Origin of the sequence: Pseudomonas sp. 25 R 14 (assembly GCF_900004755.1) — a bacterium.
Lineage (GTDB): Bacteria > Pseudomonadota > Gammaproteobacteria > Pseudomonadales > Pseudomonadaceae > Aquipseudomonas > Aquipseudomonas brenneri.
This window is the reverse complement of the sequence record NZ_CVTS01000047.1, coordinates 1-22,114: the sequence shown is the minus strand read 5'-3', so window position 1 is coordinate 22,114 and position 22,114 is coordinate 1. Positions and strand designations below refer to the sequence as shown.

Annotated in this window: 24 protein-coding genes; 20 read left to right on the top strand and 4 right to left on the bottom strand. The window is 60.3% G+C overall.

Features of this window, described 5'->3' with window-relative positions; all coding sequences use genetic code 11:
- The first annotated feature begins 1 nt into the window (after window position 1).
- From rpmF to BFQ03_RS16080, 15 genes are all read left to right on the top strand, one after another.
- Entirely contained in the window at window positions 2-184 is a 183-nt protein-coding gene (rpmF, locus tag BFQ03_RS16150) for a 50S ribosomal protein L32 (protein ID WP_008152339.1), read from the top strand.
- Window positions 185-188: 4 nt separating this feature from the next.
- Complete coding sequence (gene plsX, locus BFQ03_RS16145) at window positions 189-1,199, top strand: phosphate acyltransferase PlsX (RefSeq protein WP_082445635.1); 1,011 nt, start codon at window positions 189-191, stop codon at window positions 1,197-1,199.
- 127 nt (window positions 1,200-1,326) lie between these two features.
- On the top strand, window positions 1,327-2,265 hold the full coding sequence (gene fabD, locus BFQ03_RS16140; protein WP_065943556.1) for an ACP S-malonyltransferase: 939 nt from the start codon (window positions 1,327-1,329) through the stop codon (window positions 2,263-2,265).
- 17 nt (window positions 2,266-2,282) lie between these two features.
- Window positions 2,283-3,026: a 3-oxoacyl-ACP reductase FabG gene (gene fabG / locus BFQ03_RS16135; protein WP_032861503.1), complete on the top strand. Its 744-nt coding sequence runs from the start codon at window positions 2,283-2,285 to the stop codon at window positions 3,024-3,026.
- 191 nt (window positions 3,027-3,217) lie between these two features.
- Window positions 3,218-3,454, top strand: coding sequence for an acyl carrier protein (gene acpP / locus BFQ03_RS16130; RefSeq protein ID WP_003175607.1), 237 nt, complete (start codon window positions 3,218-3,220; stop codon window positions 3,452-3,454).
- 127 nt (window positions 3,455-3,581) lie between these two features.
- The gene (gene fabF / locus BFQ03_RS16125; protein ID WP_032861501.1) at window positions 3,582-4,826 is read left to right on the top strand and encodes a beta-ketoacyl-ACP synthase II; all 1,245 of its coding nucleotides are present in this window, start codon (window positions 3,582-3,584) and stop codon (window positions 4,824-4,826) included.
- Window positions 4,826-5,641 (top strand): aminodeoxychorismate lyase, encoded by an 816-nt coding sequence (gene pabC / locus BFQ03_RS16120; RefSeq protein ID WP_065943555.1) that lies wholly within the window; start codon window positions 4,826-4,828, stop codon window positions 5,639-5,641. Before fabF ends, pabC begins: the two co-directional genes overlap by 1 nt.
- 1 nt (window position 5,642) lies before the next feature.
- A complete protein-coding gene (mltG, locus tag BFQ03_RS16115; protein ID WP_065943581.1) occupies window positions 5,643-6,737 on the top strand; it encodes an endolytic transglycosylase MltG in 1,095 nt (364 codons plus the stop codon).
- A 19-nt stretch (window positions 6,738-6,756) separates the two neighbouring features.
- A complete protein-coding gene (tmk, locus tag BFQ03_RS16110; protein ID WP_065943554.1) occupies window positions 6,757-7,389 on the top strand; it encodes a dTMP kinase in 633 nt (210 codons plus the stop codon).
- The gene (locus BFQ03_RS16105) at window positions 7,382-8,368 is read left to right on the top strand and encodes a DNA polymerase III subunit delta' (protein ID WP_065943553.1); all 987 of its coding nucleotides are present in this window, start codon (window positions 7,382-7,384) and stop codon (window positions 8,366-8,368) included. The genes tmk and BFQ03_RS16105 overlap by 8 nt, the downstream gene beginning before the upstream one ends.
- A 65-nt stretch (window positions 8,369-8,433) precedes the next feature.
- A complete protein-coding gene (locus BFQ03_RS16100; protein ID WP_065943552.1) occupies window positions 8,434-9,216 on the top strand; it encodes a TatD family hydrolase in 783 nt (260 codons plus the stop codon).
- A 425-nt stretch (window positions 9,217-9,641) separates the two neighbouring features.
- Window positions 9,642-10,295 (top strand): TetR/AcrR family transcriptional regulator, encoded by a 654-nt coding sequence (locus tag BFQ03_RS16095; RefSeq protein ID WP_029299679.1) that lies wholly within the window; start codon window positions 9,642-9,644, stop codon window positions 10,293-10,295.
- 139 nt (window positions 10,296-10,434) lie between these two features.
- On the top strand, window positions 10,435-11,403 hold the full coding sequence (locus tag BFQ03_RS16090) for a GTP 3',8-cyclase MoaA (protein WP_032861495.1): 969 nt from the start codon (window positions 10,435-10,437) through the stop codon (window positions 11,401-11,403).
- Window positions 11,404-11,497: 94 nt separating this feature from the next.
- Complete coding sequence (locus tag BFQ03_RS16085) at window positions 11,498-12,103, top strand: DUF4823 domain-containing protein (protein ID WP_065943551.1); 606 nt, start codon at window positions 11,498-11,500, stop codon at window positions 12,101-12,103.
- A gap of 16 nt (window positions 12,104-12,119) precedes the next feature.
- A complete protein-coding gene (locus BFQ03_RS16080; protein ID WP_065943550.1) occupies window positions 12,120-12,686 on the top strand; it encodes a DUF1285 domain-containing protein in 567 nt (188 codons plus the stop codon).
- An 88-nt stretch (window positions 12,687-12,774) separates the two neighbouring features.
- Here BFQ03_RS16080 and BFQ03_RS16075 read toward each other — a convergent pair whose 3' ends face one another.
- On the bottom strand, window positions 12,775-13,113 hold the full coding sequence (locus tag BFQ03_RS16075; RefSeq protein WP_032861491.1) for a hypothetical protein: 339 nt from the start codon (window positions 13,111-13,113) through the stop codon (window positions 12,775-12,777).
- 85 nt (window positions 13,114-13,198) lie between these two features.
- Complete coding sequence (locus BFQ03_RS16070; protein ID WP_065943549.1) at window positions 13,199-14,407, bottom strand: MFS transporter; 1,209 nt, start codon at window positions 14,405-14,407, stop codon at window positions 13,199-13,201.
- A 184-nt stretch (window positions 14,408-14,591) separates the two neighbouring features.
- Between BFQ03_RS16070 and BFQ03_RS16065 the strand changes: the two genes are divergently transcribed.
- Window positions 14,592-15,071, top strand: coding sequence for a GNAT family N-acetyltransferase (locus BFQ03_RS16065; RefSeq protein ID WP_029299666.1), 480 nt, complete (start codon window positions 14,592-14,594; stop codon window positions 15,069-15,071).
- Between the two features lie 72 nt (window positions 15,072-15,143).
- Window positions 15,144-15,947 carry an IclR family transcriptional regulator gene (locus BFQ03_RS16060; protein WP_065943548.1) on the top strand — a complete coding sequence of 268 codons (804 nt, stop codon included), beginning with the start codon at window positions 15,144-15,146 and terminating at the stop codon, window positions 15,945-15,947.
- Here the strand turns inward: BFQ03_RS16060 and BFQ03_RS16055 are convergent, their stop codons facing one another.
- Window positions 15,948-17,000, bottom strand: a complete 1,053-nt coding sequence (locus BFQ03_RS16055) for an NAD(P)-dependent alcohol dehydrogenase (RefSeq protein ID WP_065943547.1) — start codon at window positions 16,998-17,000, stop codon at window positions 15,948-15,950. It abuts the gene before it with no gap.
- A 225-nt stretch (window positions 17,001-17,225) separates the two neighbouring features.
- Here BFQ03_RS16055 and BFQ03_RS16050 point away from each other — a divergent pair, with 225 nt between their 5' ends.
- The gene (locus tag BFQ03_RS16050; RefSeq protein ID WP_065943546.1) at window positions 17,226-18,119 is read left to right on the top strand and encodes an AraC family transcriptional regulator; all 894 of its coding nucleotides are present in this window, start codon (window positions 17,226-17,228) and stop codon (window positions 18,117-18,119) included.
- Window positions 18,120-18,236: 117 nt separating this feature from the next.
- Here the strand turns inward: BFQ03_RS16050 and BFQ03_RS16045 are convergent, their stop codons facing one another.
- Window positions 18,237-19,901, bottom strand: a complete 1,665-nt coding sequence (locus tag BFQ03_RS16045) for an electron transfer flavoprotein-ubiquinone oxidoreductase (protein WP_032861486.1) — start codon at window positions 19,899-19,901, stop codon at window positions 18,237-18,239.
- A 556-nt stretch (window positions 19,902-20,457) separates the two neighbouring features.
- Here BFQ03_RS16045 and BFQ03_RS16040 point away from each other — a divergent pair.
- Together BFQ03_RS16040 and BFQ03_RS16035 are read left to right on the top strand one after the other, a co-directional pair.
- On the top strand, window positions 20,458-21,207 hold the full coding sequence (locus tag BFQ03_RS16040) for an electron transfer flavoprotein subunit beta/FixA family protein (protein WP_029299657.1): 750 nt from the start codon (window positions 20,458-20,460) through the stop codon (window positions 21,205-21,207).
- A 2-nt stretch (window positions 21,208-21,209) separates the two neighbouring features.
- On the top strand, window positions 21,210-22,114 hold a 905-nt coding region (locus tag BFQ03_RS16035), incomplete at its 3' end, for an electron transfer flavoprotein subunit alpha/FixB family protein (protein WP_065943545.1).

Genomic DNA, 22,114 nt, shown 5'->3' with positions numbered 1-22,114 from the left:
TATGGCTGTTCAGCAGAACAAAAAATCCCGCTCTGCCCGTGACATGCGTCGTTCGCACGATGCCCTGACGGCAAGCACTCTGTCTGTAGAAAAAACCACCGGTGAAATTCACCTGCGTCACCACGTATCGCCAGAAGGCGTATACCGTGGCCGTAAAGTGATCGACAAGGGCGCTGACGAGTAATCACTTGTCTGCTCAAGTCATCGCGATTGACGCAATGGGCGGGGACTTCGGTCCCCGCAGCATTGTTCAGGCCTGCATTGCCAGCCTGTCTGCAACGCCCTCGCTGCACCTGACCCTTGTCGGTCAACCTTCCCTACTTGAAGAACTGATTGCCAGTCATCCGGCTGTGGATCGCGCGCGCCTGACGATAATGCCGGCCAGCGAAACCATCGGCATGGACGAAAAACCGGCCCAGGCCCTGCGTGGCAAACCCGACTCTTCCATGCGCGTGGCCCTTGAGCTGCTGCGTGACGGCAAGGTCCAGGCGTGTGTCAGTGCGGGCAATACCGGGGCGCTGATGGCGTTGTCTCGTCATGTGCTGAAAACCTTGCCGGGGATTGACCGGCCTGCGATGGTCGCGGCGATCCCGACCCAGCGTGGCTATTGCCAGTTGCTGGACCTGGGGGCGAATGTCGATTGCAGTGCCGAGCACCTGTTGCACTTTGCCCTGATGGGTTCGGTGGCGGCTGAAGCGCTGGGTGTGGTGCGGCCCCGGGTCGCCTTGCTCAATATCGGCACCGAGGACATCAAGGGCAACCAGCAGGTCAAGTTGGCCGCCAGCCTGCTGCAGCAGGCGCGGGGGTTGAACTACATCGGGTTTATCGAAGGTGATGGGTTATATCGTGGCGAGGCCGATGTGGTGGTTTGCGACGGTTTTGTCGGCAATATCCTACTCAAATCCAGCGAAGGCCTGGCTACGATGATTGCTGCTCGCATTGAGGCCTTGTTCAAGCAGGGCATCGCCTCGCGACTGGTGGGTGCCTTGGCGCTGCCGTTGATGCGGCGCCTGCAGGCCGATTTGGCTCCGGCTCGGCATAACGGCGCCAGCTTTCTCGGTTTGCAGGGCATTGTGGTAAAAAGCCACGGTTCGGCGGGTGTCCAGGGCTTTCAGAGTGCTATTGCGCGTGCCCAGATCGAGATCCAGGAGAACCTGCCGCAACGCTTGCATGGCCGTCTTGAGGATCTGTTGTCTTAGGCGAATTGGTCCGGGAATGCTTAAATGTGACCGGCCAGTTCAATTGACCATCCAATCTGTCAGTTTCTTGCGCTCCCAGCTGTGGGGCGTCAATTCACCGACGACCAGATCATTAGGGGCTTGTTACATGTCTACATCCCTCGCATTCGTCTTTCCAGGGCAGGGTTCGCAGTCCCTCGGCATGTTGGCCGAGCTGGGCGCGCAATACCCGCTAGTCCTGGAAACATTCAAGGAAGCTTCCGCTGCCTTGGGCTACGACCTTTGGGCTTTGACCCAGGACGGGCCGGAAGAACTGCTCAATCAAACCGATAAAACCCAGCCGGCCATCCTGACGGCTTCCATCGCGCTGTGGCGCGTCTGGTTGGCCGAAGGCGGCGCACGCCCGGCTTTTGTTGCCGGTCACAGCCTGGGCGAATACAGCGCCTTGGTCGCGGCAGGCAGCCTGACCCTTGCTGAGGCGGTCAAGCTGGTAGAGCGCCGTGGCCAACTGATGCAAGAAGCGGTTCCGGCCGGGCAGGGCGGCATGGCCGCTATCCTGGGCCTGGACGACGCGGTGGTGATCGAAGCCTGTGCCGAATCGGCCCAGGGTGAAGTGGTCAGCGCGGTGAACTTCAACTCCCCTGGCCAGGTGGTGATCGCCGGTGCCAAGGCGGCAGTTGAGCGTGCCATCGAAGGCTGCAAGGCCCGTGGGGCCAAGCGCGCATTGCCGCTGCCGGTCAGCGTGCCGTCCCATTGCGAGCTGATGCGCCCGGCCGCCGAGCGGTTTGCCGAGTCCATCGCCGCCATCAACTGGCAGGCACCGCAGATCCCGCTGGTGCAAAACGTCAGCGCCGACGTGGCGCCGGACCTGGACATCCTCAAGCGCGACCTGCTGGAGCAGCTGTACAAGCCGGTGCGCTGGGTTGAATCGGTCCAGACCCTGGCTGCCAAGGGCGCTACCCAACTGGTTGAGTGTGGTCCGGGCAAAGTCCTGGCCGGTCTCAACAAGCGTTGCGCCGAAGGCGTGTCGACGTCCAATCTCAATACCCCGGATGGCTTCGTAGCCGCCCGCGCCGCACTGGCCTGAACTAAGGAGAAGCCTGCATGAGTCTGCAAGGTAAAGTTGCACTGGTTACCGGCGCAAGCCGTGGCATTGGCCAGGCGATCGCCCTGGAGCTGGGTCGTCAGGGTGCCATCGTGATCGGTACTGCCACCTCCGCCTCGGGCGCCGAGCGTATCGCCGCGACCCTGAAGGAAAATGGCGTGCAGGGCACCGGTCTTGAACTCAACGTGACCAGCGATGAGTCCGTGGCTGCTGTCTTGGCCCAGATCACTGCACAGTTCGGTGTGCCGGCTATTCTGGTGAACAACGCCGGGATTACCCGTGACAACCTGATGATGCGCATGAAAGACGACGAGTGGTACGACGTGGTCGATACCAACTTGAACAGTCTGTTTCGCCTGTCCAAGGGTGTTTTGCGCGGCATGACCAAGGCGCGTTGGGGGCGAATTATCAATATTGGCTCCGTAGTGGGTGCCATGGGCAACGCAGGCCAAGTAAACTACGCCTCTGCCAAGGCCGGCCTGGAAGGTTTCAGCCGTGCCCTGGCACGTGAAGTCGGCTCGCGGTCGATTACGGTCAACTCGGTAGCTCCAGGGTTTATCGATACCGATATGACCCGTGAGTTGCCTGAAGCGCAACGTGAAGCGTTGCTGACGCAAATTCCGCTGGGCCGTCTGGGCCAGGCCCAAGAGATCGCCAATGTGGTCTCTTTCCTGGCGTCTGACGGTGCGGCATACGTGACTGGGGCTACAATCCCGGTGAACGGCGGGATGTACATGAGTTAAATTGTGACGGATCGCTTCAAAAAAATGTCATACGAGCTGTCTAAAATCCGTTATAAAGCTGCAATCTATTTATAGGCAGGTGGTCGGTAGGGTACGAGGGTGAAGCTTTCAGTTGAAAAGCTGAAAAGCCTTTCTATACACTTACCCACTGGCCAGCTGCCTGAATTTGTCCATTAGGAGTTAAACAAGGTATGAGCACCATCGAAGAGCGCGTCAAGAAAATCGTCGCCGAGCAACTGGGCGTTAAAGAAGAAGAAGTGGTCAACACTGCTTCCTTCGTAGAAGACCTGGGTGCCGATTCCCTTGACACCGTTGAGCTGGTGATGGCTCTGGAAGAGGAATTCGAGACCGAAATCCCGGACGAAGAAGCTGAAAAAATCACTACTGTTCAAGCTGCTATCGACTACGTTACTAGCCACCAGGCGTAATAGTTTGTAATCGTCGCTTGCTGTTATGGAAAAACCGCACTGCTGTAACGGCGTGCGGTTTTTTCTTTAGCTCTGATGAAAAATGAGCTGTGAAGCAAAGTGTCGTCATTAGAAAAAGGAGAGTGCTGTGTCGCGTAGACGCGTCGTAGTCACCGGTATGGGTATGTTGTCGCCACTGGGTACGGATGTGCCGAGCAGTTGGCAGGGCATTCTGGCTGGCCACAGTGGTATTGGTCTGATCGAGCATACGGACCTTTCTGCCTATTCCACCCGTTTTGGCGGCTCGGTAAAGGGCTTCAACGTCGAGGAATATCTCTCGATCAAGGAATCCCGAAAACTCGACCTGTTCATTCAATACGGCTTGGCGGCCGGTTTTCAGGCAGTGCGTAATGCCGGCCTGGAAGTCACCGATGCCAACCGTGATCGCATTGGCGTGGCCATGGGCTCGGGTATTGGTGGTCTGACCAATATCGAAGAAACCAGCCGCACGCTGCACGACTCCGGCCCTCGTCGAATTTCACCGTTCTTCGTCCCGGGCTCGATCATCAATATGATTTCCGGTTTCCTGTCCATCCATCTGGGTGCCCAGGGGCCTAACTACGCCATTTCCACGGCGTGCACCACGGGCACTCACTGCATCGGCATGGCGGCGCGCAATATCGCCTATGACGAAGCTGACGTGATGATCGCCGGTGGCGCCGAAATGGCCGCCTGTGGCCTGGGCATGGGCGGCTTCGGCGCGTCGCGTGCGCTGTCTACACGCAATGACGAGCCGACCCGCGCCAGTCGTCCGTGGGACAAGGGCCGTGATGGCTTTGTGCTGTCCGACGGCGCCGGTGCCCTGGTTCTCGAAGAGCTGGAGCACGCCAAGGCCCGCGGCGCGACGATCTATGCCGAGCTGATCGGTTTTGGCATGAGTGGCGATGCTTACCACATGACCTCGCCACCCGCCGACGGCGCGGGCGCTGCGCGTTGCATCAGCAATGCCCTGCGCGACGCGAAGATCAATGTCGATCAGGTGCAGTACATCAACGCCCACGGCACCTCGACGCCCACGGGTGACCTGGCGGAAGCGCAGGCCATCAAGTCGGTATTCGGTGAGCACGCCTACAAGCTGGCGGTCAGTTCCACCAAGTCCATGACCGGTCACCTGTTGGGTGCGGCAGGTGCGGTCGAAGCGATTTTCAGCGTGCTGGCGATCAAGGATCAGGTCGCGCCGCCGACCATCAACCTTGATGAGCCGGATGAGGGCTGCGACCTGAACTTCGTGCCTCACGAGCCGCAGAAAATGCCGATCGACGTGGTGTTGTCCAACTCGTTCGGCTTTGGTGGTACCAACGGTTCCCTGGTGTTCCGCCGGTTCGCCGAGTGATGCACAGCTGGGTCGACGGTCAGCCAGCGGATACCGTGCCGCTCAAAGATCGCGGCCTGGCCTACGGCGATGGTTTGTTTGAAACCATCGCGGTCAAGGCCGGGCAGCCCGTGCTGCTTGACCGCCACCTGCAACGCCTTGACGAAGGTTGCAGGCGCCTGGCGCTTACCGTCGACCAGGCACTGATCCGCCACGAGTTGCTGGCCTACGCGGCAGCCCTCGGTGACGGCGTGCTCAAGTTGATTCTCACCCGTGGCGATAGCTTGCGCGGTTATGGCATCAACCCAGGCGCCCCGGCGCGCCGTATCCTGCAAGGCAGCCCGCCTGCCACCTATCCCGAGGCTCATGGATCATCAGGCGTGCGCCTGTTTCCATGTGCCACCCGTTTGTCCGAGCAACCCTTGCTCGCCGGTCTCAAACACCTCAACCGCCTCGAACAGGTCCTGGCTCGCGCCGAGTGGCAAGATGCCGATCATGCTGAAGGATTGATGCTGGATATGTCCGGGCGCGTCATCGAAGGCGTGTTCAGCAATCTGTTCCTGGTGCGTGACGGCCAGTTGCTGACCGCCGACCTGAGCCGCTGTGGCGTGGCCGGCGTCATGCGCGCCGAGCTGTTGAGCAGGGCCGAGGCGTTGGGCATTGTCACCACCGTTGCCGATATCAGCCTTGCGCAGTTGCAGCAGGCCGATGAAGTGTTCGTCTGCAACAGCGTATATGGCATTTGGCCGGTGCTTGGATGTGGGCCAATGAGCTGGTCGGCCGGGCCACTCACCCGTAAACTGCAAGGCATTGTTCGCGCGCTATTGGGTGTTTGATTTGAGACGTAAAATTGTATTGCTGCTGGAGATCGGTCTGGTCCTGGCGGGTTTGCTGCTGGGCTTTTCGGCCTGGAAGCTGGACTCGGCCTTGAAGCAGCCACTGAATCTGTCCCAGGAGCAATTGCTGGATGTAGCGACCGGCGCGACGCCTACGGGCACCTTCAACCGTCTGCAAGCGGATGGCGTACTTGAGGATGCCTTTTGGCTGCGTCTGTACTGGCGCTTCAACCTTGATGGCCAGCCGCTGCACAGTGGCGAATACCGCATGACGCCAGGCCTGACGGCCCAGGGGCTGATCGGCCTGTGGCAGCGCGGTGAAGTGGTGCAGTACAGCCTGACGCTGGTGGAAGGCTGGAATTTCCGCCAGGTGCGCAGTGCGCTGGCCAAGCACGAAAAGATCGAGCAGACCCTGTCGGGCTTGAGTGACCGCGAGGTGATGGAGAAGATCGGTCATCCCGACGTGTTCCCGGAAGGGCGGTTCTTCCCTGATACCTACCGTTTCGTACGCGGTATGACCGATGTCGAGTTCCTCAAGAAAGCCTACAACCGCCTGGACGATGTCCTTGAGCAGGAATGGAGCCGACGCGCCCCGGATGCGCCCTATACCGATCCCTACCAGGCGCTGATCATGGCATCGCTGGTCGAGAAGGAAACCGGCGTGCCTGAAGAGCGTGGGCAGATTGCCGGGGTGTTTGTGCGGCGCCTGAAGATCGGCATGCTGCTGCAAACCGATCCCACCGTGATCTACGGCATGGGCGAGCGCTACAACGGCAAGTTGACGCGCGCGCACCTGAAAGAAGCCACGCCCTATAACACCTACATGATCAGCGGCCTGCCGCCGACGCCGATTGCCATGGTCGGCCGCGAGGCGATCCATGCCGCGTTGAATCCGGTGCCGGGCAGCAGCCTGTATTTTGTGGCCCGGGGCGATGGCAGCCACATTTTCTCCGATAGCCTGGATGCCCATAATGCGGCGGTGCGCGAGTACCAACTCAAGCGTCGCGCCGACTATCGCTCCAGCCCTGCGCCGGCCGCACCCGCGACCGTTGAGCCTGTCGCGCCTGACGCTGCGCCCGCGCAAAGCCCGCAATGACTCTGACTAAGGACTGCCTGTGACTGGCTTGTTTATTACCCTGGAAGGCCCGGAAGGCGCCGGTAAGAGTACCAACCGTGAATACCTGGCCGAACACTTGCGGGCCGAAGGGATCGAGGTGTTGCTGACCCGCGAGCCTGGCGGCACGCCTCTGGCGGAGAAGATTCGCGAAGTGCTGCTGGCCACTGGCGATGAGGTCATGGACCCGGACACCGAACTGTTGCTGGTGTTTGCTGCCCGTGCCCAGCACTTGGCGCAAGTGATTCGCCCGGCGCTGGCCCGTGGCGCGGTGGTGATCTGCGACCGCTTCACCGATTCCACCTACGCCTATCAGGGCGCGGGGCGCGGCTTGTCCCTGGAGCGCATCGCGACCCTGGAGACCTTCGTCCAGGGCGACCTGCGCCCGCACCTGACCCTGGTCTTCGACCTGCCGGTTGATGTCGGCCTGGCCCGGGCCAGCGCCCGTGGTCGCCTGGATCGCTTCGAGTTGGAAGGTCGGGCATTTTTTGAAGCAGTGCGTGCGGCTTATCTCCAGCGTGCCGCAGCTGCACCCTCGCGCTACTGCCTGCTGGATGCCGCGCAGCCGCTCAAGCAGGTGCAGCAGGCTATCGATGCGCTGCTACCCAAACTGTTGGAGCTTTACCGTGGCTGAAGCCTACCCGTGGCAGGACAGCCTGTGGCAGCAATTGGCCGGGCGTGCCCAGCACGCCCATGCCTACCTGCTCCATGGGCCGGCAGGCATCGGCAAGCGCGCCTTGGCCGAACGCTTGATGGCGCGCCTGCTGTGCCAGCGGCCGGCAGGGCTGGAGGCGTGCGGGCAATGCAAGTCGTGCCTGTTGCTCAAGGCCGGCAGCCATCCGGACAACTACGTGCTGGAACCTGAAGAAGCCGACAAGGCGATCAAGGTCGACCAGGTGCGGGACTTGGTGAGTTTTGTGGTGCAGACCGCGCAGATGGGCGGCCGCAAGGTGGTGCTGATCGAACCGGTGGAATCGATGAACATCAACGCCGCCAACGCCTTGCTCAAGAGCCTGGAAGAGCCGTCCGGCGATACCGTGCTGTTGCTGGTCAGCCACCAGTCCAGCCGTCTGCTGCCGACCATTCGCAGCCGCTGCGTGCAACAGGCCTGCCCGCTGCCGAGCGAGGCCATGAGCTTGCAGTGGCTGGGCCAGGCCTTGCCGGAGTGCAGTGAGCAAGAGCGAATCGAATTGTTGACCCTGGCCGCCGGCTCGCCCTTGGCGGCGGTCAGCCTGCAGGCCCAGGGCGTGCGCGAGCAGCGTGCGCTGGTGGTCGACGGGGTGAAAAAACTACTCAAGCAGGAGCAGTCGGCCACGCAACTGGCCGAAGGCTGGAAAGACGTGCCGTTGTTGCTGCTGTTTGACTGGTTTTGCGACTGGTCCAGCCTGATCCTGCGCTATCAACTGACCCAGGACGAGAACGGCCTGGGTTTGATGGACATGCGCAAGGTCGTGCAATACCTGGCGCAGAAGAGTGCCCAGGACAAGGTTTTGAACATTCAGGACTGGATCCTTGCCCAGCGCCAGAAGGTCTTGGGCAAGGCCAACCTGAACCGGGTGCTGTTGCTTGAGGCATTGCTGGTGCAATGGGTCGGGTTGCTCGGCCGACGTTGATATTCTCGGGGCCGACGGATGTCTCGTTGGCCAGACACTTCCTGTGACGCAAGTTGTAACTTCCTATGCTCGTAGATTCCCATTGCCACCTTGATCGCCTCGACCTCGCCGCTCACAACGGCTCCCTGGATGCAGCGCTCGACGCTGCGCGCCAGCGTGGCGTCGGGCACTTCCTGTGTATCGGCGTCAGCGCCGAGAATGCCGCCGACGTCAAGGCCCTGGCCGAGCGCTATGCCGATGTCGATTGCTCGGTGGGCATCCACCCCCTGGATCTCAAACCCGGCGAAGCCCCGGCCCTTGAGTGGCTGCTGGACGAGCTCAATCACCCACGGGTGGTGGCCATCGGTGAAACCGGCCTGGATTACCATTACGAGCCAGAAGCCGCCGACTTGCAGCAGGCCTCGTTCCGCCTGCACCTGCAGGCGGCGCAGCAGACCGGCAAGCCAGTGATCGTACACACCCGTGGCGCCCGGGCCGACACCCTGGCCTTGCTGCGCGAAGCGGCGCTGCCCCAGGCGGGTGTGTTGCACTGCTTTACCGAAGATTGGGAGATGGCCAAGGCGGCCCTCGACCTGGGCTTCTATATTTCCCTGTCGGGCATCGTCACCTTCCGCAACGCCGAGGCCCTGCGCGATGTGGCGCGCCAGGTGCCGGCTGACCGCCTGCTGGTGGAAACCGATTCGCCTTACCTGGCGCCAATCCCTCATCGTGGCAAGCCGAACCTGCCGGAATATGTGCGGGATGTGGCGGATTACCTGGCAATGTTGCGAGGGGAGTCGGTGGAGCGTTTTGCCGAGCAGACCACCGAAAACTTCAAGCGTCTGTTCCCGCTGGCGCACGTTGGCTGAATCCCAGGCAAAAAAAACCCGGGTTCTGGGGGGTGAATCCGGGTTAAGACCATTAGGAGTAAACAAAGGTACGCGGTCCGTTGGTACCCATATCGGTGTGTCACTTGGGGGAGATGTCACACCGACAGATGAAGTATTGATCAGTATCCCGTGCAGTCCAGCCGCATCTGATCGTTTTTTAAACAGATTTGGAATACGTGCGCTTCGCTTGAGTTCTCATTGACGGCAATACATTGCGTGAATCAGTGTTTTATTTCTGACCCGTATCGCCTGATTCGTTGGCGTGCTGTAAGTTTAGTGTGTGGGTTGTTCATATAGACGTTGCCCAACGACCGCCCAGTCGGGATAATCCCTCGCACCGGGTAAAACGTTCCGTCATCGGGGCATCCCACCCTTCCAATACTGACCTCTGCAGACCTCTTTCTATGCACAAAGAACCCCGTAAGGTCCGTGAGTTTCGCCGCCGTGAGCAGGAAATTCTCGACACCGCGCTCAAATTGTTCCTCGAACAGGGTGAAGACAGCGTCACCGTCGAGATGATTGCGGATGCCGTGGGTATCGGCAAAGGCACCATCTATAAACACTTCAAGTCCAAGGCCGAGATCTATCTGCGCCTGATGCTCGACTACGAGCGCGACTTGAACGAGTTGCTGCACTCGGCTGATGTCGACAAGGACAAGGAAGCGCTGTCCCGGGCGTACTTCGAGTTTCGCATGCGTGATCCGCAGCGTTACCGCTTGTTCGACCGCCTGGAAGAGAAAGTGGTCAAGGGCCACCAGGTGCCGGAAATGGTCGAGGAGTTGCACAAGATCCGTGCCTCGAACTTCGAACGCCTGACCCTGCTGATCAAGGGGCGGATCAGCGAAGGCAAGCTGGAAGACGTGCCGCCTTATTTCCACTACTGCGCCGCCTGGGCGTTGGTGCATGGCGCCGTGGCGTTGTACCACTCGCCATTCTGGAGCAACGTGCTGGAGGATCAGGAAGGCTTCTTCCAGTTCCTGATGGACATCGGCGTGCGCATGGGCAACAAGCGCAAGCACAGCACCGACCTGCCGAACCCCGAGACGCCTGCTACATAAGGCATTCATCGGCACAATGGTGTGCTGATTTACTGCCGTATGTGATAACCCAGGAATATACTCAGGCAAGGACCTTGCTAAAATCTGATTTATAAGTCAGGTTTTAGCGCGCCCGAATTATCCTCTGCCGGAGTGATCCATGATCGTTGATCGTCAAGGCAGGCGTTTTCGCAATTTGCGGATCAGCCTGACCTCAGCCTGCAATTATGCCTGTACCTACTGCGTGCCCAACGGCAAGCGGCTGGTGGCTGCGCAGGACGAACTCTCGGCTGAGGCCATGGCCCGTGGCGTGGCCTACCTGATCGAGGCGGCCGGTATTGATCGCCTGCGCATTACTGGCGGCGAGCCGCTGGTCAGCCCCAAGCTCGAAACCTTCATGCAGGCCGTCGGGCAGATGGGCTTGAGCGATATCAGCCTGACCACCAATGGCCAGTTACTGGCGCGCAAGTTGCCCTTGCTGGTGGATGCCGGAATCCGTCGTATCAATGTGTCCCTCGACACCCTCGATGCCGATGCCTTTCGTGGGATCGCCCGTGGTGGCGACTTGGCTACAGTCCTCGATGGCATGGACCAGGCGCGTGCGGCGGGGATCAAGATCAAGGTCAATATGGTGCCGCTGCGCGGGCAGAACCTCGATCAGGTCATGCCGCTGCTGGAGTATTGCCTGGCGCGCGGCTATGAGCTGCGTTTTATCGAGTTGATGCGCATGGGCCACCTGGCCAGTGACTCCAACGCCTTCCTGCAACAATTCGTCAGCCTGCAACAACTGTTGAGCCTGATTGGCGACCATCACGAATACTTGCAGGCCGACGCCCCGGTAGATGCCACGGCCGTGCGCTATGAAATTCCCGGCCAGGGCTTTTTCGGCGTGATCGCCAATGAAAGCGTGCCATTTTGCCGAACCTGTTCGCGCCTGCGCCTGTCCTCCACCGGCTGGCTGCACGGCTGCTTGTCTTCGAGCAACCGCCATTACGTCGGCGACCTGTTGGACAAACCGCGGCACCAGGCTTTGCCTGCGTTGCAGCGCCTGCTGGTCAAGGCCTTGGGCGACAAACAGGAAGTGGCATTTTCGGGCGGCGCTACGGTGATGAAGATTATTGGTGGCTGACGCCAAGCTATAGGCGTGCAGCTGCTTCTATGGCCCAAAATCTGCATCTCGTGCCCATTCGCCGGTTTTCCGTCACCGGCTTCTGGAGGATAGGATGCGTAGTCTGGTTTTGTTGCTGGCGTCGTTCGCGCTGGGTGGCTGCATGACAGTCAGCGATATGGCCGAAGGCACTCGCTATCAGATGAGCGATGCCGGTTTGCTGGATCATAGCGACACCCGTCGTTCCAACTCGGTTCGCATACAGCCCGATTCCTTTGTGTTTATCGCCCAGGGCGCATTCACGCCGCCGGGCAGTGCCTATCCGCGTCCCAATGTGGTGGCCGAAGAAGCCTTCAACGGTTTTATCGAATACTTCCCCATGGTCCGCCGCGCCCGTGCCCCGGAAGGCCTGGAGCAAGCCATGGCCGAGGCCCGTGAAGTCGGGGCGCATTACCTGTTGTACACGCGGTTCGCCAAGGCCGATGATCGCATTGGCAATGCCGATGAGTGGGCGGATCAGGAGGCCCTTGATCGGCTGGGAGTGGACAGCGGGGTTATCCAGATCATGTTGATCGAGACCAGCACCCAGTATTTGATCGATACTGCACGGATTCGCAGTCGTGGCGGTTTACTGACGTTCCACGACAATAAGCCCGAGGAGCTGCTTGGCCCACCGTTGCGGCAGTACGCCCGCACCTTGCTGGGCATGAGCGACCAGTAATTCAAAGGAGAACAGCATGACGGGTTCGGCCAAGGCCAATGATTTGTTGGCACAGTTGCCCAAGGGCAAGGGACCGGCACCGGTTCACCTGTGGAACCCGGATTTCTGTGGTGATATCGACATGCGCATCGCCCGTGATGGCACTTGGTATTACCTGGGCACGCCTATCGGGCGCAAACCGATGGTCAAGCTGTTCTCCAATATCATCCGCCGCGATGGCGATGATTACTTCTTGATCACGCCGGTGGAAAAGGTCGGGATCAAGGTGGATGACGCGCCCTTTGTGGCGGTGGTGCTGAAGGTCGAAGGGCAGGGTGAGAGCCAGCTGCTGCGGTTTACTTCCAATGTCGATGATCCGATCGAGGCCGGCCCGGCGCATCCGCTGCGGGTGGTGATCGACGCACACACCCAGGAGCCTTCGCCCTACGTGCTGGTGCGCAACAACCTTGAGGCGCTGGTCCATCGCAACGTGTTCTACCAGTTGGTGGAGCTGGCGGTGACGCGCCTGATCGATGGCCAGCGTTGGCTGGGGGTTTGGAGTGGCGGGGTGTTCTTCCCGATCGGCCTGGAACCCGAGGGCTGATCCCGGCTATAGGGTTGAACGACACACCGCCATCTCTGGCAAGCCGACTCCTACATTGGTTTGGAGTGTGCGTCTGTCGGTTGATGGCTCAAGGCTGCTTCGGCGCACCGGGCAGGTTGTCATCGTTGCCGCTTGGGGTGGCATTCTTGCCTGGGCCGATCTTGCCGTTCTCGACATCGGTGCCCAGGCCCTGACGGTTGCCGTCATTACCCTGGGTGCGAGGGTCGGCGCCGTCCTGGATGATGGCACCGCCATTGGTGTCCAGGCCGGTGCCCATGGAATTCTTGGTTTCTTCGGTTGCCGGGTTGGGTGGGCTGCCAATCGGGTCGGTCTTGCCGGTGGAGTGGTCGGATGCGGCAAAGCTGCCAAGCGAAAACGCAGACAGCAAACCGGTGAGGGCAAGGGCAGTCATTTTGCGAGTATTCATGGTGGAGCCTCCATAGAAATAAGGTCCTTACCTTCTATTGGTCAGCCCATCTTTGTGGTTGGTGCCTGGGGCGCGACGAACGGTGTCAGGTCACCTGTAGGATTTTGTTTTGCGAAACCCGGCGCCAGATCAGGCGCGCCACCGTGATCAACCAATTGAGCAGGGCGATCCCCAGGACACTGGCCAGCAGGGCCGGCATGCCTTGCTCGACGATCAGCTTGCCTGCCAGCAGCGGAAACCCGAACACGCCGATAAAGTACGACAGGCTGAATAACAGCAAGGCCTGGGGCATGCTGGCGCTCGGTGCTTCGTTGGCGGCCAGGCCGTTGATCACCGAATAGGTCAGGCCGTAACCCACCCCCAAGGTCATGGCCGCCAGCAAGTAGCTGAAGCTGTCATGTACGCCGACGCTGAACATCAGGATCGACACCACCATCAATCCGGACAATACACAGGCCGACCAATAGGCATCGCGCCTGACCACCACGCTGGCAATCAGCAAGCGACTGGTAATGGCTGCCCCCATGAAGCCAAGAAAGAACCACGAATAATCCAGCCCACGGCTTGCCGCATAACTGGTCTGGAAACTCGACAGCCCACCAAATACGCAGCCGCCCAGGCCCACCATGATGATTGCGAATACCGCCTTGGACCCGAGTACCTGCCGGGTGCTGGCCCAGGAGATTTTCGAGACGGTGCCGGCGCCCAGCAGGTTGGGTTGCCGCTTGAAATGGCTGCCCAGGCGCCAGAAGATCAGCACGCCCGCCAGGCTGGCGAGGGCTGCGATGTAGAACGCGGTTTCAAGGGGCAGGCCCAAGGCGCTGGCCACTCGCCCCAGCAAGGGACCTGAACCGATCCCGGTCATCATGCTGCCCGACAGCCAGGCAAAATACTTGGCCCTTTGGCTGGGCTCCACCAGCATCGCCACAATGATCGGGCCCAGGGTATAGAACACGCCCCAGCCCAGCCCGAGTGCCAGGCCGAACAGCATCAGGCCCTGGCCAAAGCCCGGCGTCAGGGCAAAACCCAGGCAGGCCGTCACCAACAGCATCCCCAGGCAGGCAATCGAGCGCGCGGCACCCAGGGCATCGGCCAGGTGCCCGGACGCCATTACCGCGATAAACGTACTGAGCATTGCCATGGCGATCACGCTACCGGCGTCGTGCTCGTTGCCGCCTCTGGAGTCGATCAGCAGCGACAATAAAAACGTCGAGCCATACGACAGTGATAACAGGTAGCTGGCAAGGCAGAGCAGGGCGAAGAGTTTTCCGTCAACCGAAGCAGTGGGGCGCATGGGCAAGCCTGGGAGTCTGTTGGATTTATGACGGACTTTTTACCACGCACCACCGTGTGGTTTGTTCTGTGGTTACTGGTGCCAGCATTGCTGGGCAGCGGAGTAACCGCGTGCATAAAACCCTGCAAGCGGTCATCAAAGCGCCTTAGTATGTGTCCTTTCTTTTTTAGCAGCAGGCCTGTTCATGACCATCGAGATTCGTCCCGCCGTGCCCAGCGATGCTGCGCAGATCCTGACCTTCATCACGGAGCTGGCCGAGTACGAAAAAGCCCGCCACGAAGTGATCGCCAGCGTGGTGGATATCGAGCGCAGCCTGTTCAGTGAAGGCGCTACCGCCCATGGCCTGATCTGCCTGCGTGATGGCTTGCCGATCGGTTTTGCGGTGTTCTTCTTCAGCTATTCCACTTGGCTTGGCAGCAACTGCCTGTACCTGGAAGACCTGTACATCAACCCGGAACAGCGTGGCGGCGGGGCGGGCAAGAAATTGCTGCGCCACCTGGCGAAGATTGCCTACGACAATGGCTGTGGGCGCTTCGAATGGAGCGTGCTGGACTGGAACGAGCCGGCCATTGCGTTCTACAAATCCATCGGTGCCCAGCCCCAGGAAGAATGGGTGCGCTACCGCATGGAAGGCGATGCGTTGCGTGAGTTTGCCCAGGGCTGAGATCGGTCCTGTCTTGAGGCCTGGCATTTGCCATAATGGCCGCCGCTTTCGTACGACACATAGGCTCCCGACATGCAGGAAAACGCCCCAACGCCCGTCAAAGATCCTGCCCCCACGGGCACCCAGACCCTGTTGCGCGGCCTGGGCGTGGTGCAGGCGGTGGCTAGCGGTGCGCGGGATCTCAAGGAGATTGCCCGGCGCATCGGCACCACCCGCAGCACCACGCACCGCCTGGCCAGTTGCCTGGTGGACGAGCGCTACCTGCGGGTGGTGCCGCAAGTCGGCTATCTGTTGGGGCCGAAGTTGATCGAGCTGGGCTTCCAGGCGCGGGAAGAACTGCCGCTGGTGACGCTGGCGATGCCTTATCTGGATGAGCTGTCGGCGCTGACTGGCGACACCATCCACCTGGCGATCCGTGAATACGACGATGTGCTGTACCTGCACAAGAACCCTGGGCGCAATGGCCCGGAAATGCGCTCGCGGGTCGGCCACCGCATGCCCCTGGCACGCACCGGGATCGGCAAGGCCTTGTTGCTCGATGACACGCAAGAGGAATGGCAGCGCCTGTATCAGGCCAGCTTGCCGGTAGGCGGGAAAAACCTGCACTGGCCGCAGCACCCGGAACAATCCTGGGAGCAGTTCGAGCAACGCATGCGCGACTATGTCGCGGGCGGCTATGCGTTCGACCTGGAAGACAACGAACCGTCGATCCGCTGTGTGGCCGCACCCGTGCGCGATGCCAGCCGGCGGATTGTCGCCGGCATCAGCATCGCCAGTACGGTGCCCTACATGCCGCTGGAAAAAATGGCCGAGCTGATCCCTGTGGTCAAACAGGTCGCAGCACGGCTGTCAGCGGAGTTGGGGGCGAAGGCCTGATCAAGCCTTCAAGGTGGTCATGTCGATCACGAAGCGGTATTTCACGTCGCCAGCAATCATGCGCGCATAGGCTTCGTTGATCTGACGGATATCAAGCATTTCGATATCGCAGGTAATGCCGTGCTCGGCGCAGAAATCCAGGACTTCCTGGGTTTCTGCAATACCGCCGATCATTGAGCCGGCCAGCACTTTACGGCCCACTACCAGCTTGGCGGCGTTGACCGGAGGGTCGACCGGCTCGATCAAACCCACCAGGATATGCACGCCGTCAAAGCGCAGGGTATCGAGGTAGGGGTTGAGGTCGTGCTGCACCGGAATGGTGTCCAGCAGGAAGTCGAAACTGCCGGCTGCGGCCTTCATCTGCTCGGCATCAGTGGACACGATCACATGATCGGCGCCCTGGCGACGGCCTTCTTCTGCCTTGCTCGCCGAGCGGGTGAACAGTGTCACTTCGGCGCCCATGGCCTTGGCAAACTTGATCCCCATGTGGCCCAGGCCGCCCATGCCAAGGATCCCGACCTTGTCGCCGGCCTTGACTCCATAGTGCTTGAACGGCGAGTAGGTGGTGATGCCTGCGCAGAGGATCGGTGCGGCGCTGGCCAGGTCGAGCTTGGCCGGAATCTTCACCACGAAGTGCTCGCTGACCACGATGCTATCGGAGTAGCCGCCCATGGTGTTGCTGCCGTCCACGCGATCCGGGGTGGCATAGGTCATGGTCGGGCCTTCGAGGCAGTATTGCTCCAGGTCCGATTTGCAGGCTTCGCAGTGGCGGCACGAATCCACCATGCAGCCCACGCCGACCAGGTCGCCGACTTTATGCGCGCTGACGCTGGCGCCGACGGCCGTGACCTTGCCGACAATCTCATGGCCCGGCATCAGCGGGTAGACGGCGATGCCCCATTCGTTGCGTGCCTGGTGGATGTCGGAGTGGCAGACGCCGCAGTAGAGAATCTCGATCGCCACGTCATCGGCCCGCGGGCTGCGGCGCTCGAACGACATGGGGGCGAGGGGAGTGGTGGCCGACTGGGCGGCGTAACCGATGGCGGTGTACATGGTGAAAACCTCGCAAAAGCTTGGACGGGAGAGGTGACGAATTCTGCGCGTGGACCCGGTGGGCGAACATGGCAAATGCTCCGAGTCTTATGCCTAAAGCTCCGAAGGAGCAGCCAAAAGCAGCAAGCTTCAAGCGCCAAGCTATAAACTCCACACTCTCTTGTAGCGTGTGGCTTGAAGCTTGTCCCGCTGCATCCGGTCGTGAATTTCCCGAGAACTGCTTTTATGTTGTTGACCCGCCATCTTGATGCCAACGCCACGCTGGTTGCCTTGATTGAGCAGCTCACGCCCTGCGACGGTTTTTCCCCGACTCACCTGGCGGGCGTGCAGGTGTTGCGCGCCAGTTGCGACGTGGCGCGCGGGCCGCAGATCTACGAACCCAGCTTGATGTTCGTGGCCCAGGGCAGCAAGGTCGCCTACCTGGGGCCCCGGACGCTGGAGTATGGCGCCGGGCATTACCTGATCCAGGCAATGCCGGTGCCCTTTGAGTGCGAGACGTTTGCCATGGCCGCCGATGCCCCGCTGTATGGGGTGACTGTGGGTATTGACCGGGTGGTGTTGGGCGAGTTGGTGGTGGCCATGGGCATGCAGGCCGGGCCACCGCCGACAGCGCAGACCCTGGAGTCGATGAGTTCGGTGGTGCTCGATGACGCGATGCGCGGCGCCGTGGAGCGGCTGTTGCAGTGCCTGCACGATCCACTGGAAAGTCGGATCATGGGACCGGCGCGGGTGCGGGAATTGTTGTTCACCGCGCTGCGTGGGCCCCAGGCCGATGTACTGCGCGCGCTGGTGGAACAGCAGGGGCAGTTTTCGCGGATTGCCACGTCATTGAACCACCTGCATGCCCATTACGCCGAGCCGCTGAACATCGAGACCCTGGCTGGGTATGCGCATATGAGTGCGTCGACCTTTCATGAGCACTTCAAGCGCTGCACCTTGTTGTCGCCGGTGCAGTACCTCAAGCGCTTGCGATTGCTCAAGGCCCAGCAGTTGTTGCTGGTCGAAGGCATGGGCGTGGCGCAGGCGGCGCATAACGTGGGGTATCAGAGTACGTCGCAGTTCAGTCGCGAATATAAGCGCTACTTCCTGCGCAACCCGGGCGAAGAGCGTACTGCGTAAATCTCCCAGAGATACCAGGATCCAAATGTGGGAGCGAGCAAGCCCGCTCCCACACTAGATTTGTGTTGGCTATAAAAAAGGCTCTCCAGTGGAGAGCCTCATGTTCAAGCAGATGACTTACATATTCGGGTAAGTCGGCCCGCCCGCGCCTTCCGGCGTCACCCAGGTGATGTTCTGCGAAGGGTCCTTGATGTCACAGGTCTTGCAGTGCACGCAGTTCTGGGCGTTGATCTGGAAGCGCTTCTCGCCGTCTTCCTGGGTGATGACTTCGTACACGCCCGCCGGGCAGTAGCGCTGCGCCGGTTCATCGTAGAGCGGCAGGTTGGTGCCGATCGGGATGCTCGGGTCCTTGAGTTTCAAGTGGCACGGCTGTTCTTCTTCATGGTTGGTGCTGGAGAGGAACACCGAGCTCAGCTTGTCGAAGCTCAACTTGCCGTCGGGTTTGGGGTAGTCGATCTTCTGGCTGTCCTTGGCCAGCTTGAGGCAGGCGTAGTCCGGCTTGGTGTCATGCAGGGTGAACGGCATTTTGCCGCCGAGGATGTTCTGGTCGAACCAGTTGAAGCCAGCACCGATGATCGGGCCGAACTTGTGCATCGCCGGGCCGAAGTTGCGGGTGGCGAACAGTTCTTCGTAGAGCCAGCTGGCTTTGAAGCTGTCGACGTAGGCGGTCAGTTCATCGCCGCCTTCGGACTCGGCGAACAGGCGATCAGCCACGGCGTCTGCGGCGAGCATGCCGGACTTCATCGCGGTGTGGCTGCCCTTGATCTTGGCCACGTTCATGGTGCCCAGGTCGCAACCGATCAAGGCGCCGCCCTTGAATACCATCTTCGGCAGCGAGTTGATGCCGCCCTTGGCCAGGGCTCGCGCGCCGTAGCTGATGCGCTTGCCGCCTTCCAGATATTGGGCCAGCACCGGGTGATGCTTGAGGCGCTGGAACTCATCGAATGGCGACAGGAAGGTATTGCTGTAGGACAGGTCGACGATCAGGCCGACCACCACCTGGTTGTTTTCCAAGTGATAGAGGAACGAACCACCGGTGTTCTCGTTGCTCATGATGTCCAGCGGCCAGCCGGCGGTGTGGACCACCAGGCCTGGCTGATGCTTGGCCGGGTCGATTTCCCAGATTTCCTTGAGGCCGATGCCGTAGTGCTGCACGTCGGCGTCGCTGTCCAGGTTGAAGCGCTGGATCAGTTGCTTGCCCAGATGCCCACGGCAGCCTTCGGCGAACAGCGTGTACTTGCCGCGCAGTTCCATGCCTGGGGTGTACAGGCCGTCTTTTGGGTGGCCTTCACGGTCGACACCGAGGTCGCCAGTGATGATTCCGCGTACTACGCCGTTCTCGTCGAACAGCACTTCCTGGGCGGCGAAGCCTGGGTAGATTTCCACGCCCAGGTTCTCGGCCTGCTGGGCCAGCCAGCGGCACAGGTTGCCCAGGGAGATGATGTAGTTGCCTTCGTTGTGCATGGTCTTGGGCACAAAGAAGTCTGGAACCTTGGTGGAGCTGTCGCTGCTGCGCAGTACATAGATGTCGTCGCGCACCACGGGAGTGTTGAGCGGGGCGCCGAGTTCTTTCCAGTCCGGGAACAATTCATTCAGGGCGCGTGGTTCAAACACGGCACCGGACAGGATGTGTGCGCCGACTTCGGAGCCTTTTTCGACCACGCAGACGCTGATTTCCTTACCGGCTTCGGCGGCCTTCTGCTTCAGTCGGCAGGCGGCAGACAGGCCTGACGGCCCTGCGCCGACGATGACCACGTCGAATTCCATGTATTCGCGTTCCACAGGCTATCTCCTACTCAAGGCTCAACAGTTTTTTTTCTAATGGGTGGAGGTTCGGTGTTTTATCTGTCGTCATCTGCGTAAATTTCTTACGAAGGGCAGGGGACGACCCACCTTTCTCTCTGGGTGGCGCATTATATCTACACCACTCTCAGCGTCCAATACAAACGTTTGTTTGAATTGCCCGCGCGCTAGATAAATCAAAGCAGCGCGGCTTATATCTGACCATTTTGCTGTATTGACCGGAAAAGGCGTTCCGGTCAATATACGGTCGGTTTTGCGCTTCCCGTAGGCGGACTGCCGGTTTCAAGGCCACGTCCAAAGACAAGGCACTGCTCCATGCAGGTTGACGCGCACGTAATGCTGGTGCGCAGTTTACACGTTGCGACGATGAATGACTTGTCAGTCACCCCTGACGAACGGTCTTTATTATTGAGTACGTGCAACGTTATCTGTCATGACGGCCTGCGTTTTTAGAGGTGCCCTTGTGCGCCGTTGAGCATCTACCGCCAGGTTTATCCGGGCGGCTTCCTTTTCACCGGAGAGTAACGAGGAATCCATGAAGGTTCTTGTAGCTGTCAAACGCGTTGTCGATTACAACGTGAAAGTTCGCGTCAAGGCGGACAATTCCGGCGTCGATCTGGCTAACGTCAAAATGTCGATGAACCCCTTCTGCGAAATCGCTGTGGAAGAAGCCGTACGCCTGAAAGAAAAAGGTGTTGTGACTGAAATCGTCGTCGTTTCCGTAGGGCCATCCACTGCTCAAGAGCAGCTGCGTACCGCTCTGGCGCTGGGTGCCGACCGCGCGGTGCTCGTCGAATCCGCTGAAGAACTGACCTCGCTGGCCGTTGCCAAGCTGCTCAAAGCCGTTGTCGACAAGGAGCAGCCACAACTGGTGATCCTCGGTAAACAGGCGATCGACAGCGACAACAACCAGACTGGCCAGATGCTGGCTGCACTGACCGGTTATGGCCAGGGCACCTTCGCCTCGAAAGTCGAAGTCAGCGGCGACAGCGTTGCCGTGACCCGCGAAATCGACGGCGGCGCACAGACGGTTTCCCTGAAACTGCCGGCCATCGTCACCACCGACCTGCGTTTGAACGAGCCGCGTTATGCGTCCCTGCCAAACATCATGAAAGCCAAGAAAAAGCCTCTTGAAGTGCTGACTCCTGATGCTTTGGGCGTTTCCACCGCCTCCACCAACAAGACCGTCAAAGTCGAAGCGCCAGCTGCACGCAGCGCGGGGATCAAGGTCAAGTCGGTGGCTGAACTGGTCGAGAAACTGAAAAACGAAGCGAAGGTGATCTGATCATGACTATCCTCGTAATCGCCGAACACGATAACAAGGTGCTGGCCCCGGCCACCCTGAACACCGTTGCTGCCGCCGCCAAAATCGGTGGCGACATCCACGTACTGGTCGCCGGTCAAGGCGCTGGCGCCGTGGCTGAAGCCGCAGCAAAAGTAGCTGGCGTGAGCAAAGTACTGCTGGCTGACAACGCTGCCTACGCGCACCAACTGCCGGAAAACGTCGCGCCTCTGGTTGCAGAGCTTGGCGCTTCCTACAGCCACATCCTGGCTGCCGCTACCTCCAACGGCAAAAACATCCTGCCACGCGTTGCCGCGCAGCTGGACGTCGACCAGATCTCCGAGATCGTTTCGGTGGAAAGCGCCGACACCTTCAAGCGCCCGATCTACGCCGGTAACGCCATTGCCACCGTGCAATCGACAGCTGCCGTCAAAGTCATCACCGTACGCGCCACCGGCTTCGACCCGGTTGTCGCGGAAGGGGGTTCGGCTGCCGTTGAAGCCGTTGCGGCTGTGCACAATGCTGGCACTTCCAGCTTTGTTGGCGAAGAACTGGCCAAGTCGGACCGCCCTGAGCTGACCGCTGCCAAGATCGTCGTTTCCGGCGGTCGTGGCATGCAGAACGGTGACAACTTCAAGCACCTGTACGCCCTGGCCGACAAGCTGGGCGCGGCGGTCGGCGCTTCGCGCGCGGCGGTCGACGCAGGCTTCGTACCCAACGACATGCAGGTCGGCCAGACCGGCAAGATCGTTGCGCCACAGCTGTACATCGCGGTCGGTATCTCCGGCGCGATCCAGCATTTGGCCGGTATGAAAGACTCCAAAGTGATCGTTGCGATCAACAAGGACGAAGAAGCGCCGATCTTCCAGGTGGCTGATTACGGCCTGGTGGCGGACTTGTTCGAGGCGGT

Excerpts from the sequence above, each read along its gene's own strand:
- rpmF (WP_008152339.1), top strand. The coding sequence starts at position 2 with ATGGCTGTTCAGCAGAACAAAAAATCCCGCTCTGCCCGTGACATGCGT.
- fabD (WP_065943556.1), top strand. The coding sequence starts at position 1,327 with ATGTCTACATCCCTCGCATTCGTCTTTCCAGGGCAGGGTTCGCAGTCC.
- fabG (WP_032861503.1), top strand. The coding sequence starts at position 2,283 with ATGAGTCTGCAAGGTAAAGTTGCACTGGTTACCGGCGCAAGCCGTGGC.
- acpP (WP_003175607.1), top strand. The coding sequence starts at position 3,218 with ATGAGCACCATCGAAGAGCGCGTCAAGAAAATCGTCGCCGAGCAACTG.
- pabC (WP_065943555.1), top strand. The coding sequence starts at position 4,826 with ATGCACAGCTGGGTCGACGGTCAGCCAGCGGATACCGTGCCGCTCAAA.
- BFQ03_RS16100 (WP_065943552.1), top strand. The coding sequence starts at position 8,434 with ATGCTCGTAGATTCCCATTGCCACCTTGATCGCCTCGACCTCGCCGCT.
- BFQ03_RS16095 (WP_029299679.1), top strand. The coding sequence starts at position 9,642 with ATGCACAAAGAACCCCGTAAGGTCCGTGAGTTTCGCCGCCGTGAGCAG.
- BFQ03_RS16090 (WP_032861495.1), top strand. The coding sequence starts at position 10,435 with ATGATCGTTGATCGTCAAGGCAGGCGTTTTCGCAATTTGCGGATCAGC.
- BFQ03_RS16085 (WP_065943551.1), top strand. The coding sequence starts at position 11,498 with ATGCGTAGTCTGGTTTTGTTGCTGGCGTCGTTCGCGCTGGGTGGCTGC.
- BFQ03_RS16080 (WP_065943550.1), top strand. The coding sequence starts at position 12,120 with ATGACGGGTTCGGCCAAGGCCAATGATTTGTTGGCACAGTTGCCCAAG.
- BFQ03_RS16075 (WP_032861491.1), bottom strand. The coding sequence starts at position 13,113 with ATGAATACTCGCAAAATGACTGCCCTTGCCCTCACCGGTTTGCTGTCT.
- BFQ03_RS16070 (WP_065943549.1), bottom strand. The coding sequence starts at position 14,407 with ATGCGCCCCACTGCTTCGGTTGACGGAAAACTCTTCGCCCTGCTCTGC.
- BFQ03_RS16065 (WP_029299666.1), top strand. The coding sequence starts at position 14,592 with ATGACCATCGAGATTCGTCCCGCCGTGCCCAGCGATGCTGCGCAGATC.
- BFQ03_RS16060 (WP_065943548.1), top strand. The coding sequence starts at position 15,144 with ATGCAGGAAAACGCCCCAACGCCCGTCAAAGATCCTGCCCCCACGGGC.
- BFQ03_RS16055 (WP_065943547.1), bottom strand. The coding sequence starts at position 17,000 with ATGTACACCGCCATCGGTTACGCCGCCCAGTCGGCCACCACTCCCCTC.
- BFQ03_RS16050 (WP_065943546.1), top strand. The coding sequence starts at position 17,226 with ATGTTGTTGACCCGCCATCTTGATGCCAACGCCACGCTGGTTGCCTTG.
- BFQ03_RS16040 (WP_029299657.1), top strand. The coding sequence starts at position 20,458 with ATGAAGGTTCTTGTAGCTGTCAAACGCGTTGTCGATTACAACGTGAAA.